Annotated in this window: 9 protein-coding genes; 5 read left to right on the plus strand and 4 right to left on the minus strand. The window is 37.7% G+C overall.

The window, feature by feature from the left end:
* Positions 1 to 58 precede the first annotated feature (58 nt).
* The 3 genes from G8O30_RS03235 to G8O30_RS03245 are packed head-to-tail and all read left to right on the plus strand — an operon-like array spanning position 59 to position 3,858.
* Positions 59 to 1,564, plus strand: coding sequence for a phytoene desaturase family protein (locus G8O30_RS03235; RefSeq protein ID WP_239673559.1), 1,506 nt, complete (start codon positions 59 to 61; stop codon positions 1,562 to 1,564).
* Complete coding sequence (locus G8O30_RS03240; RefSeq protein WP_239673560.1) at positions 1,561 to 3,021, plus strand: phytoene desaturase family protein; 1,461 nt, start codon at positions 1,561 to 1,563, stop codon at positions 3,019 to 3,021. The genes G8O30_RS03235 and G8O30_RS03240 overlap by 4 nt, the downstream gene beginning before the upstream one ends.
* Positions 3,022 to 3,027: 6 nt before the next feature.
* Positions 3,028 to 3,858, plus strand: a complete 831-nt coding sequence (locus G8O30_RS03245; protein WP_239673561.1) for a phytoene/squalene synthase family protein — start codon at positions 3,028 to 3,030, stop codon at positions 3,856 to 3,858.
* A 402-nt stretch (positions 3,859 to 4,260) separates the two neighbouring features.
* Here the strand turns inward: G8O30_RS03245 and G8O30_RS03250 are convergent, their stop codons facing one another.
* The 4 genes from G8O30_RS03250 to G8O30_RS03265 form a co-directional block, all read right to left on the minus strand.
* Entirely contained in the window at positions 4,261 to 5,643 is a 1,383-nt protein-coding gene (locus G8O30_RS03250) for an ammonium transporter (RefSeq protein ID WP_239673562.1), read from the minus strand.
* Between the two features lie 28 nt (positions 5,644 to 5,671).
* Positions 5,672 to 6,010, minus strand: coding sequence for a P-II family nitrogen regulator (locus G8O30_RS03255; RefSeq protein ID WP_239673563.1), 339 nt, complete (start codon positions 6,008 to 6,010; stop codon positions 5,672 to 5,674).
* Between the two features lie 385 nt (positions 6,011 to 6,395).
* Positions 6,396 to 7,736 (minus strand): MATE family efflux transporter, encoded by a 1,341-nt coding sequence (locus tag G8O30_RS03260; RefSeq protein ID WP_239673564.1) that lies wholly within the window; start codon positions 7,734 to 7,736, stop codon positions 6,396 to 6,398.
* Between the two features lie 99 nt (positions 7,737 to 7,835).
* Positions 7,836 to 9,605: a glycoside hydrolase family 13 protein gene (locus tag G8O30_RS03265; protein ID WP_239673565.1), complete on the minus strand. Its 1,770-nt coding sequence runs from the start codon at positions 9,603 to 9,605 to the stop codon at positions 7,836 to 7,838.
* A 377-nt stretch (positions 9,606 to 9,982) separates the two neighbouring features.
* On the opposite strand from G8O30_RS03265, the gene G8O30_RS03270 reads away from it, so the two are divergent.
* Together G8O30_RS03270 and G8O30_RS03275 are read left to right on the plus strand one after the other, a co-directional pair.
* Positions 9,983 to 11,272, plus strand: coding sequence for an extracellular solute-binding protein (locus tag G8O30_RS03270; RefSeq protein WP_239673566.1), 1,290 nt, complete (start codon positions 9,983 to 9,985; stop codon positions 11,270 to 11,272).
* 166 nt (positions 11,273 to 11,438) lie between these two features.
* Positions 11,439 to 12,728: a carbohydrate ABC transporter permease gene (locus tag G8O30_RS03275; protein WP_239673567.1), complete on the plus strand. Its 1,290-nt coding sequence runs from the start codon at positions 11,439 to 11,441 to the stop codon at positions 12,726 to 12,728.

Here is a 12,728-nt window from a genome sequence, read left to right on the forward strand (position 1 = left end):
GTATAACTTTTGTATAATTATTTCCTCTGACTAAAGTTGGAGAAATGGAGGAACAAATATGCCCAAAAAAATTGCTGTCATTGGTGCTGGTCCTGGAGGCTTAGCTGCTGCAATGCTACTAGCTAGTAAAGGATATAAAGTAGATGTTTACGAGAAACAAGCATATATCGGTGGACGCAATGGCGCTATGAAAATAGATGGATTCACCTTTGACATAGGACCTACATTTTTAAGTATGCCTGAGATTGCGGAGGAGTTATTTGAAGCATCTGGCAGAAACCTACATGATTATATTGATTTAAAAGAATTAAAGCACTTATATAGATTATATTTTTCTGATAAAGAAGTGGATATGTATAGAGATCCGAAGAAAATGAAGAGAGAAATCGCTGCTCATTTTCCTGGAGACGAAAAAAATTATGATGCTTTTATGAATGATACAAGAAAGAAAATGGATCGCTTGAAGCCTATCTTGCAAAATAAAATGGATTCTTTCCATCAATATTTATCTTGGAATGTGCTACGTGCGCTTCCCCAACTCTCATTAGGGAAAAGTGTGTACGACGTTTTAAGTGAGTATTTTACACATGAACAATTAAAGCTTGCATTTACCTTTCAATCAAAATACCTAGGAATGTCCCCATGGGAATGTCCAGGTGCATTTTCTATTTTGTCTTGGATGGAGCATGAATATGGAATTTATCATCCGATTGGTGGCTTGAATCAATTATCCGAAGCGATGGCGAAAGTGGTAAAAGAATATGGGGGATCTATTCACTTATCTAACGGTGTGAAAAAATTACATGTAGATAAAAACAAAAATATTCAAAGTCTTCTACTCGATAATGGAGAAACAGTAGAAGTGGACGAAGTGGTTATTAACGGGGATTTTGCTCATGTCATGACAAATTTAGTGGATGAGGGTGTGTTAACGAAGTTCTCTTCCGAAAAATTAGAGAAAAAGCATTATTCTTGCTCTACATTTATGATTTACCTGGGGATTGATAAAAAGTATGCGCAATTACCTCATCATTCTGTATTGTTTGCAGAAGATTATAAGAAAAATGTAGAAGAAATCACGAAAACTTATACATTACCAGAAAACCCCTCTATTTATGTTCAAAATGCATCCGTAACAGATGATACCCTAGCTCCAGAAGGCAGTTCAACTTTATATATTTTGGCTCCAGTACCGAATAATTCAAGCGACATAGCATGGGATGAAGTGCAGGATGATTTTAAAAAGTTAGTTCTTCAAACAGTTATGGAGAAGCTAGGATTAAAAGATTTACAGGAGCATATTGTAGTAGAAAGAGTTATTAGTCCTGTAAATTGGCAAAGAGATTTATATGTCTATAAAGGAGCGACATTTAATTTGGGGCATCAATTAACGCAAATGATGGCTCTTAGACCTCACAATAAATTTGAAGAGTTAGGTTCATGTTGGTTGGTTGGTGGAGGTACTCACCCGGGAAGTGGCCTACCTACTATATTAGAATCAGCTAGAATTACAACAGACTTATTAATCAAAGAGGATCGAGTAACAGAGAAGGTGATATCATGATGCAGCAAGTTTCTGTTGTCGGTGGAGGTATAGGTGGTCTCGTTTCAGCGCTTCTATTACAGAAGCAAGGTCTGCAAGTTTCTGTCTACGAAGCTAGTGAACGTTTAGGTGGAAGACTTCGATTTGTTGAGAGAGATGGTGACAAAATAGATCAAGGTCCAACAATTGTATTACTACCTGATACGATTAAAGAGATTTTGAAAGATATAGGGATAGAAGATGAAGTAGAGCTTCTGGAAATTGATCCGCTATACAGCATACATTATCAAGATGGAACAACCTATACCAAATATAGAGACCCTGCTAAACAAGAAGAAGAGCTGAAAAAATTGTTTCCGCAAGACGTAAAAGGGTTTAAGCGTTTTATGAAAGACATGAAATTTCGTTTTGATTTAGGGAAACCAAGATATTTAGAAACTTCTTTTGTGAGAAAAAGAGATTTTTTCACTCCAACTTCTATTCAAACGTTAAGTAAGTTGAAGGCTTATCAACAAGTGTACCAACAATTAAAGACCTACTTTAATGAACCGAAATTGCGAGAAGCTTATGCCCTTCAAACGTTATATATTGGTGGTAACCCCTACCGAACACCTGCTATTTATTCCCTAGTGTCCTACAGTGAACATGAACATGGTATTTATTATATAAAGGGTGGTTACGCTAGTCTTGTAGAAAAACTAGAAGTGAAAATGAGAGAGTTGGGTATATCTATTTTCACGAATACACCCGTTCATTCTGTCAAACCACCGAATGCAATCGTTCTAGAGGATGGAGAGAAGGTAGAGAGTGACTTTATCATCATTAACGGTGATTTCCCTGTAGCGCAAAAATTAGTAGAGGGGACAGCAGATAGAAATTTTGAACCATCTTCTGGTTGTTTTCTTGTATACATGGGTATAAAAGGAGTAAAAGAAGATTTATCCGTTCATCAATTTTATCTATCAAAAGACTTTGAACAAAATATGAAAGAAGTCTTTCAGTGGAAACAAGTTCCTACAGATCCATCTATCTACTTATTTAACCCTTCTAAAGTGGATTCATCATTAGCTGCCAAAGGGAAGAGTGTATTATACACCTTAGTTCCTGTGCCTTCTGGCAACCAAATCGATTGGGAAAAGGAAAAAGAAGATTTTAAAGATCTTATTTTAAATAGATTAGAACAAAATGGATTGGATGATATTCGGGAACGTATAGAGTGGATGGAAATTCGTACCCCACAAGAAGCAATGAAAGATGGGTTATTCGAAGGTGGGAGCTTTGGGATTGCTCCATCATTGTTTCAATCTGCTGCCTTCCGCCCACAAGTGCAGCCGTTCCCTCAACATCCTTCTATTTTAGCTGTCGGAGCATCCGTTCATCCGGGTGGAGGTATTCCGATTGTCATGATGGGGGCGAAGTTGGTAAGTGAGGTGATAGAAACTCAACTAGAAAAACCGAGTACGAAGAGAAAGGTGTGAAGCGTAATGGATCTACAAGATGCCTATCAACAATGTGAAGAAATTATCAAACATCATTCCAAAACATTTTACCGAGCCTTCTCCTTATTGCCAAAAGCAAAGAAACAAGCGGTTTGGGCAGTATATGCTTTTTGCCGACATGTGGATGATATAGTGGATGAAGGGAATCATCCAGTAAAAGAGTTACAAGTATTTAAAGAAGAATTCAATCGATTTTTGATTGGTGAATACAACTCTAATGATCCTAAATGGGTAGCACTACAAGATGTCTTCTCTCGTTATAAAATGAATACGAAAGCATTTCAAGATATGATTATTGGCCAAGAAATGGATATTCAAGATAGAGTGTATGAGACAGTAGAGGATGTCTTAGATTATTCTTATCATGTGGCATCTACAGTTGGACTAATGCTCTTACCAATCTTAGCTCCTAAATCAGCTAATAAACTTGAGAATCAAGCAATTTATCTTGGATATGCAATGCAACTAACCAATATTTTAAGAGATGTGGGCGAAGATCTTAACCGTAATCGTGTATATATTCCGATGGAGATTCTTGAGAAACATGGTTATACATTGACGCAGTTGAAAAAGCATGAAGTGAACGAATCTTTCGTCAAGGTATGGGAAGAGGTAGCAGATTTAGCGGAGGATTATTACGAAAAGTCTTTAGAAATGATGGACTTATATCCTATCCATTCTAAGACACCAGTAAAAGGTGCTGCACTGTTGTATAGAGCTATTCTTAGTCAAGTGCGTAAAGAATCGTATAATGTATTTACACAAAAGAATTATGTGACTAGTGAAGCGAAGGATTCTATTTTAGCTTCAATGTAAAAGGTGAAAAACAAAAGCAAAAGAGACTGCACAGGGATTTCCGCTACAGGGGGACGCTTTCCACTACGAAAAGCGAAAGGCGCGCGTTCAGCCGCGGCAGAAAAGTTTGGAAGACCGAGGAGGCAGCTCTTCAGCCACCGGAGGGCTTTTGGACTTTTCAGAGCGGTTGCGCACCTGCAGCTGGACACGGCATCACTTTGCGTTCGCGCTCCTGTGGGGTCTCAGTAACCCACCTTTCCCGTAGGAGTCGCCCCCTTCCGCTCCAATCCCAAAGATTTAATATGTAAGTGCAATAATACTGCATTCTTACTAAGTCAAATACTACACAAAAAAGGTACATTCGTTTTTTTGAATGTACCTTTTATTAGTTATATTCTAGACTCTTTTCTTTATATTATCTTTTTACTTCGACGTACCTGCTTGTTCTGAGGTACCCAGAGTGTTTAATCTAGTTGCTAATGTTGAATTAAAACCATCAAATGATTCGTAGGAAGAGAAGTCTGAAAGAATAGAATCTCTTAATTCATAAGCATTAGAACCATGTTCACTGAAGTCTAAACCAGTTAATTCTTCTTCTGTAGTTACTCGGATGCCGGTTGTTTTCTTCATAACATAAACCACGATCCCACTTCCTAAAGCCATCCAAGTGATAACTGCAATGATACCAAGTGCTTGAATACCAAGTAATTCAATGCCACCGCCGTATAGTAATCCAGCTTCTGTGTGGAATAAACCAACTGCTAAAGTACCCCATATTCCACAAACACCGTGAACAGCAATTGCACCAACGGGGTCATCTAACTTTGCTTTACGATCAATAAATTGAACTGCTTCTACTAAAATTACACCAGAGATAAGTCCGATCACGATAGCTCCGAATAAACTTACGTTTGCGCAACCTGCTGTAATACCAACTAAACCACCTAAAGCACCATTTAATGTTAAAGATGGATCTATACGTTTATATTTCCATTGAGAATAAAGTGCAGAAGCAATAATTCCGCCTGATGCTGATAGAAGGGTTGCTGCAATAATCATTGGAACTAATGAAGTATCTGCTGCTAAAGTACTTCCTCCGTTAAATCCGAACCATCCAAACCATAGGATGAACACTCCTAAAGCACCAATTGGAATATTGTGTCCTGGTATAGCGTGAACTTTTCCTCCATCATATTTACCGATACGTGCACCTAAAAAGTATGTTGCTAAAACAGCACCAACAGCACCGGATAAATGGACCACTGTTGAACCAGCGAAGTCAACGAATCCTAATTGAGAAATCCATCCGCCACCCCAAATCCAATGGCCAACAACTGGGTATAGGAGACCTGTCATAAATACCGTTAAAATTAAATAGGAGGATAACTTCATACGTTCGGCTACTGCTCCAGAAATAATGGTAGCACATGTTGCTGCGAATACTGCTTGGAACAAGAAGAAGCCAATATCTTCACGCCCTGTTAATAAAAAGGAATCAATACCAACAATACCGTAACCACTTGTTCCAAACATAATGCCAAAACCAACGATAAAGTAGAGAAGGGAACCGATAGCGATGGTTAATACGTTTTTCATTAGAATGTTTAACGTGTTTTTCGATCTAGTAAAGCCCGACTCAACCATGGCGAATCCAGCGTGCATAAAAAACACTAAAACAGCTGCTATCATGACCCAAGTAGAATCAAGAGATGCTTGCACTGATTCAGCGGTATTAGTGGCAGCAAATGTAGGAGTGACAATTCCTAAAAATAAGATGGATAAGACAGATAAAATTTTTGATTTCATTGTAATTCCTCCTCGTTTTTGTTGTTTGTTAAATGGCTTCTTGACCTCGTTCTCCTGATCTAATGCGAATGACTTCTTCTACTGGTGAGATAAAGATCTTTCCGTCTCCAATTGTGTCTGTACTTGCTTCTTTTAAGAAAATATCTACGATAGAGTCCACTTGATCAGCGGATACGACCATTTCGATTTTAATTTTAGGAACTAGCTGAATTTCAAAAGTTGTTCCTCTGAAAAACCCTTTTTTACTTTTTTGATTTCCACAACCAGCTACTTCTGAGACAGTTAGACCGCTTATTCCATGTTGGGCTAAAGCATCACGTACAACTTTAAATTTTTCAGGACGAATAATCGCTTCGATTTTTTTCATAGTGTCCTCCTTGTGTTAGGTTTTCTGACATGAGATTCTATATGACTTACTATATTCATAATTTCAGAAAAGTTCAACATCTTTTTTGGTATGTTTGTCTTTGTAAACGCTTAACATGTTATAAAATATAACATGAAGAAATTTCGACAAATGTTTTATGGAGCCTATGTATTTGGTTGATTGGGAATAGGGGATGTTCCATCAAGAAGTGAAAATAAGGAAAAGAAAGTTAGAGAGAGATAGGTAATAAGGGTCTAAATTATCATATAAAGGAAACTGATTTGTGAGTTATTCGCATCAATTGGTCCTTCTTAAGTTGTTACTGGACACATAACAAAAAAAGCTCGAACTAAACGAATTAAGTTTAGTTCGAGCTGAGATAACTTTACTGAGTATAGGACATCTTCACCCAACCTCGTTTTCTCCATCTACGTAACATCAATATACCTCGGAGCCATTCATCTGCTGCAAAGGCAATCCACACACCGATTAGTCCTAATCCGGCCCACACACCGAGTGTGTATGCGAGTACAACAGCCACTCCCCACATGGATGCAATACCGATGTAGACTGGATATTTAACATCTCCAGCTGCTCGAAGGGAGCTAATTACTACTAAGTTAAATGCGCGTCCAGGTTCCAGTAAGATAGTAAGGTAGATTAAGATGGATCCTGTAGTTAAAATTGCCTCGTTTGATGTGAAAATTCCTAATACAGGCTTGGCGAAGAGTGAGAATACTATGGCTGAAGCAAATGAAATAAAAATTGCTATCTTTAAACTCTTCAAGCATCTTTCATACGCTTCTTCATATTGCTTTCCGCCGATCATATGGCCGATTAGAATTTGTGTACCCTGCCCTACAGCTACTGCAAATAAAAAGATAAACATCATAACATTTTGAGCATAAACTTTTGTTGTTAAAGCCTCCGTTCCCATGGCTGCGATAAAGTAAGTTATGACAATTTGAGAAGCGTTATAAGATAAATGTTCTCCTGCACTTGGAATACCAATCCGGAGCAAATTTTTTAAATGTTCCCAAGGTTGTTTTAGTGCACTTATCCAGGGGAGGGCACCAGGAACTCGGTAAATAAGAACTCCAATCGCTACTATAAACCCTATAAATCTACTAATGGTAGTAGATAGCGCCACGCCTTCTACCCCGAGAACAGGGAATCCAAAAGGACCAAAAATAACAAAATAGTTACCTATGACATTCACAATATTCATTCCTATTGTGATAAACATAATATCACGAGTGTATCCATAGCTTCTTACAACAGCTCCAACCGTCATAATGAGAGCTTGAACAAATGAAAATGCACCTATAATGACTAAATAATCACTTGCTTCTAAAAATAATTCATCAGGTACATTCATGGAACGTAATATTGGTTCTTGTAAGAAATATAAAGCTAAACTCAGTAGCAATCCGAACGCTAAGTTGGCACCGAGCGAGATTACCGCTACTTCTTTCGCTTTTCGGTCTTGGTTTGCTCCAAGATATTGAGATATTAAAATCGACGTACCAGTTGCTACGAATCCGAACATAACAATCACTAAAAATAATATTTGATTAGAAAGGCCAACTGCTGCAACCGATGAGTCTGAATACTGACTAAGCATTAATGTATCGGCATTGCCCATCAGCATATGTAACGCAATCTCGATAAATATAGGCCATGTCAATGCGAAAAGAGTTAATTTCTTCCCGTCTACTTTTTTCATAAATTGTAATCTCCTTCTTAAGATGACAAAGAACAAAGAGAAGGTGTTCCGAATAATGGAACACCTTTAAAACATTTGGTTATCGAATATATAAAACGATTATTGCTCCTCGACAATCTTATAAATAACAAAGTTCATAGCTCCGATAGTAGCAGTAAGGTGATTTGCGTCTGCAGCAAATTCAGTATGCTTCCAAACATCTTTCACAACCTTATTTGACCAATTGAAAGGGATAGAATAATCATATGATTCGTCTTTCGTATTAATTAATACTAGAATCGTCTCAGTACCATTCGATTTGGTAAAACCGACAATTGGATTGTCATCTTCTATTGGTAAAAACGAAAGGACTCCATCGTTAGCTAGTAAAGGTTCTTCTTTTCGTAATCTAATTAACTTTTGGACATGTTGGAACATCTCTTGATTTTGTTTGTCTTTTTCCCAAACCATACACTTTCTACAACCAGGATCTTGTTCACCAGTCATGGCAATCTCGTCTCCATAATAGATACATGGAGTACCAACCATCGTGAGCATGATAGTGAAGATCTGTTTGACTTTCTCGATCGAATCATTACATTCGGTAAGTATACGAGGCGTATCATGGCTACCAACTAAATTAAAGTTAACAGCATTAACCATTTCAGGATACATATGCATAACAGAAGTCATGTTTTCTACAAATTCTTTAGCAGAGATGCTTTCTTTTGCGAACAAGTTCAGGACGTTTGTGGTAAAAGGATAATTCATTACTGCATCAAATTGATCCCCACGTAACCATGACATAGAATCATGCCAGATTTCTCCTAGAATATATAAATCAGGCTTCGTTGCTTTCACTTCTTTTCTAAAGTCTCGCCAGAAAGCATGATCTACTTCATTGGCAACATCTAGCCTCCAGCCATCAATGTCAAACTCTCTAATCCAATAACGGCCTACTTCTAACAGATACTCTTTCACATCTGGGTGCTCCGTATTTAATTTCGGCATAAACGGAGTGAAAGCGAACGTATCATAAGACGGTAGAGGTTCGGTCGTTAGTGGGAATTCTTTAATATGGAACCAATCTTTATAAATAGAAGCTTCTCCTTTCTCCAAGACATCTTGGAATTGAGGGAAGAAGTACCCACTATGATTAAATACTGCATCAAACATTACTTTTATACCGTTCTTATGACATGTTTCAATCATTTCTTTTAAATCTTCATTTGTCCCAAATTGAGGATCTATTTCCATGTAATCAATTGTATCGTACTTATGGTTAGAAAATGCTTTAAATAGTGGTGTGAAATAAATGCCGGAGATACCTAAGTCAACTAAGTAGTCGATGTTTTTTGTTACACCTTTTAAATCTCCACCAAAGAAATTCTCAGGAGTAGGTTCTTCACTTCCCCATGGGAGTGTTCCTTCTGGATCATTGGAAGTGTCTCCGTTCGCAAAACGTTCTGGGAAAATTTGATACCAAACCGTATCTTTTACCCATTCAGGAGCGTTGAAAACATCGATGCCATTTAAGAAAGGGAAACAGAAGAAGTACCCGATATCAGTGGAAACTTCTTTACTAAAACCTTTATCACCATAGAACCATGATTCACTTTCATCTTTTAATAAGAAACCATAGCGAAGACGTCGATACGGTGGTGAGATTGTTACTAACCAATAGTCATAGAAAGTGTCTGTACCAGTTTTCCACATGGAGAATTCTTGGTTTTGCCAATTTCCGTCTTCCCAATGGTAGGGGTCTCCTGCAAGCATGACCACTTCATCTACATCATTTTTCTTTGTTCGTAATCTTATATGTAACATTTCATCTGTGCAAGCGTATGCGTACTGATCGCCTGGTCGATGATAGACAGCTTCAATAATCATTTAAAATTCCCCCTTGAATTCGCTTTCATCCATTAGAGTACTTGTAAAGTAACTTGTAGTCAATTCGATTGGGGAAGAAGTAGCAATATGCACAATACATATTGGTAAAATTGCTAGTTATCTAGAGGGGATTGGAATGAAAGTAGATAAAATGTTACAACTTTAATACGAACTTTTAAAAAAAATGTAAAAAACGTATTGCCAAATTGAAATAAGTAGTTATAATAAAAGTAGGTTGTGCAATCGTTTTCACAACTTTCTTTTGAAAGTGAAATGTAAGCGTATACTATTTTGCGATTAAGAGGAAGATTAAAGGGAGAAATCGATTTCACAATAAAAAAGAAGGCGAGAGCCAAAAGTTTTAGGAGGGGTCAAACATGAAGAAGAAAAGTTTATCTTTATTGTTTGCTATGTTGCTAGCTGTTGGATCATTAGCAGCTTGTGGTCCAGACCGTGATTCAGGCGGATCAACAGGTGGAAACTCTGAAGGTGGCGGAGAAGCTGCTGAAGAGAACAAACCAGAAAAGTTAGTAGTATGGGAAGATGAAAAGAAATCAGGTTGGTTAGAAGACGTAGCTGCAGCATTCGAAGCTGAGCACGGAATCGAAATTGAAGTAAAAGAAGTTGAAATGGCTACAAAAATGCGTGATCAACTTCGTTTAGATGGTCCATCTGGAATTGGTCCTGATATCGTGACTCTTCCACATGACCAAATCGGTCAAGTTGCAATTGAAGGTCACATTGCTGAACTAACTGTTACTGATGAAGTTAAAAACCGTTTCTCTGAGTCGTCTATTTTAGCTCAATCTTACAACGGTAAATTATATGGACTTCCAAAGTCTTCAGAAACACCAGTATTTATTTATAACAAAGCTCTTATGCCTGAAGCTCCAGCTACAATGGATGAGCTTTATGAGTTCTCTAAAGGCTTCACAAAAGATGGAAACTATGGTTTCTTAGCTCTATGGGATAACTACTACTTCGCTCACGGTATCATCGGTGGATCTGGTGGTTATGTATTCGCTGAGAACGACGGTGCTTTAGATCGTGATGATGTAGGTCTAGCTAATGAAGGTGCTGTTGCTGGTGCAGAGTACATTCAAAAATGGTATGCAGAAAAATTATTCCCTAACGGTATCATCGGGGAAAATGGTGGATCAGCTCTTGATGGTCTATTCAACGAAGGAAAAGTTGCTGCAGTTATGAACGGACCATGGGCATTCCAAGGTTACCGTGATGCAGGAATCGATATCGGTATTGCTCCACTTCCAACTCTTCCAAACGGAGAGGCTGTAACAACGTTCATGGGAGTTAAAGGATGGCACGTGTCTAACTACTCTAAAAACAAAGAGTGGGCACAAAAGTTTGTTGAATTCATGACAACTGATGAAAACAGCTTAGCTCGTTTCCAAACAACGTTTGAAGTACCAACTAACGTTGCGTTAGTAGAAGATCCTGCAATTGCTGAAGACGAAGGTTCTAAAGCAGTAGCACAACAATCTCAAAATGCTATTCCAATGCCTAACATCCCAGAAATGTCTGAAGTTTGGGGTCCAATGGCTAATGCCCTACAAACAGTGGTAACAGGAAAAGCGGAACCACAAGCAGCTCTTGAAAGTGCAGTTGAGCAAATCAACCAAAACATTCAAGCTAACCACTCTAACTAATAAGTTATAATAGAGTAGCGGTACCAATTGGTACTGCTCTCTATTTACTAGATATTGTGAAATAAAGTACAAAATTTAACATCTTTTTGAAGGAAGAGCTACCTATTCCTTGAAAAAGCTTTTAAATTGGAAGCTTCAAAGTTCATTACAGAAAGGGGAATATAGGATGTCGAAAAAATCCTATGCGACCAACCACCGCAAAGTAGCGCCAGCCCTTTCCATTATTCCAGGGCTAGGACAACTGTATAATAAGCAACTATTAAAAGGTATTATCTTCCTAGTTTTATTCGCATCATTTTTAATTGTATTTGGAGATACAATTAGTTTAGGAATGTGGGGTATCTTTACTCTTGGAACACAAGTAGGAGATGATTCCGTTTATTACCTAATCTTAGGTATCTTGGCTTTAATTATCCTCGTTATGTTTATAGGATTTTATTTATTCAACCTTCGAGATGCTTACAAAAATGGGTTGAAGCGAGATGAAGGGGAGCAACTTAGCACATTAAGAGAACAGTATCGCAACGTAGTTGACTCTGGTTTCCCATATTTAATTATGTCACCTGGATTGCTATTACTAATCTTTGTTGTTATATTCCCGATCATATTCGTTATCTTATTAGCCTTTACTAACTATGATTTATACCATACTCCGCCTGCCGCGTTGGTAGATTGGGTAGGTTTCAAAAACTTTGTTGACATTTTCCAAATCCCAATTTGGAGAGATACGTTCTTCTCCGTTCTAGGTTGGACAATTGTTTGGACTTTTGGAGCGACAACACTTCAAGTTGCATTAGGAGTATTCCTTGCTATCCTTGTAAATCAAAAAGACTTAAAAGGAAAAGCAATTATTCGTACAGTGTTCATTATTCCTTGGGCAGTACCAGCTTTCGTTTCCATTTTAGTTTTTGCTGGAATGTTCAATGAGTCTTTCGGAACAATTAATAGAGATATTTTAACTTTCTTTGGATTAAAAGAGATCGTAGAATACCCATGGATGACGGATCCAATGTTCACACGTATAGCATTGATTCTAATGCAAGGTTGGTTAGGATTCCCATTTATTTTCGCAATGGTAACTGGTGTACTTCAGTCTATTCCAGAAGAATTATATGAAGCAGCGACTGTAGATGGTGCATCTGCATTCCAAAAGTTTAAAAATATCACTTTACCTTTAGTGTTATTTGCAACAGCACCAATCCTGATTACACAGTACACGTTTAACTTTAATAACTTTAACGTAATTTACTTATTTAACGGTGGTGGACCTGCTATCCCGAACCAGAATGCTGGAGGAACGGATATATTAATTTCGTGGATTTACAACTTAACGATGACTTCCGCTCAGTATTCTAAAGCAGCAGCAATTACCCTGTTACTATCTTTAGTCGTTATTACAGTTGCATTATGGCAATTCAAACGCACTAAATCATTCCAAGAAGAGGATATGATGTAA

This window comes from Mangrovibacillus cuniculi (assembly GCF_015482585.1).
Classification (GTDB): Bacteria; Bacillota; Bacilli; order Bacillales; family R1DC41; genus Mangrovibacillus; species Mangrovibacillus cuniculi.

Coding starts and splice junctions, on each gene's coding strand:
- G8O30_RS03255 (WP_239673563.1), bottom strand. CDS start 6,010: ATGAAAAAAATCGAAGCGATTATTCGTCCTGAAAAATTTAAAGTTGTA.
- G8O30_RS03250 (WP_239673562.1), bottom strand. CDS start 5,643: ATGAAATCAAAAATTTTATCTGTCTTATCCATCTTATTTTTAGGAATT.
- G8O30_RS03270 (WP_239673566.1), top strand. CDS start 9,983: ATGAAGAAGAAAAGTTTATCTTTATTGTTTGCTATGTTGCTAGCTGTT.
- G8O30_RS03265 (WP_239673565.1), bottom strand. CDS start 9,605: ATGATTATTGAAGCTGTCTATCATCGACCAGGCGATCAGTACGCATAC.
- G8O30_RS03235 (WP_239673559.1), top strand. CDS start 59: ATGCCCAAAAAAATTGCTGTCATTGGTGCTGGTCCTGGAGGCTTAGCT.
- G8O30_RS03245 (WP_239673561.1), top strand. CDS start 3,028: ATGGATCTACAAGATGCCTATCAACAATGTGAAGAAATTATCAAACAT.
- G8O30_RS03260 (WP_239673564.1), bottom strand. CDS start 7,736: ATGAAAAAAGTAGACGGGAAGAAATTAACTCTTTTCGCATTGACATGG.
- G8O30_RS03240 (WP_239673560.1), top strand. CDS start 1,561: ATGATGCAGCAAGTTTCTGTTGTCGGTGGAGGTATAGGTGGTCTCGTT.
- G8O30_RS03275 (WP_239673567.1), top strand. CDS start 11,439: ATGTCGAAAAAATCCTATGCGACCAACCACCGCAAAGTAGCGCCAGCC.